This is a genomic window from Acidocella sp. MX-AZ02 (assembly GCF_000306035.1).
Classification (GTDB): domain Bacteria; phylum Pseudomonadota; class Alphaproteobacteria; order Acetobacterales; family Acetobacteraceae; genus Acidocella; species Acidocella facilis.
The window spans coordinates 1-247 of record NZ_JH976287.1 but is presented as its reverse complement, the minus strand read 5'-3'; the positions used below and the strand labels follow the sequence as shown (position 1 = coordinate 247).

Sequence of the window (247 nt, the reverse complement as noted above, 5' to 3'; positions counted from 1 at the left end):
GCTAGAGATTTTTTCAGCACTTTTACGGCTGGCGCAGATTGAAAGCGGGGCGCGTCGGAAGGCATTTTCTTGGATTGATCTTTCCTATCTTCTGGGCTCTCTGATCGACACCTTCGCGCCCGCGGTCGACGAGTCTGGCCGGACGCTCATATTCAACATTCAGTCGGAACTCAGCTTATACGGTGATGTCGTCTTGCTGAACCAGCTTTTTGGCAATCTGATCTTGAATGCGATAAAACATACGCCG

The 247-nt window shown here is 50.6% G+C and carries 1 pseudogene; it reads left to right on the top strand.

From position 1 onward, the window contains the following. Nucleotides 1-247 (top strand): annotated as a pseudogene (locus MXAZACID_RS19605) (HAMP domain-containing histidine kinase); the annotation flags it as partial.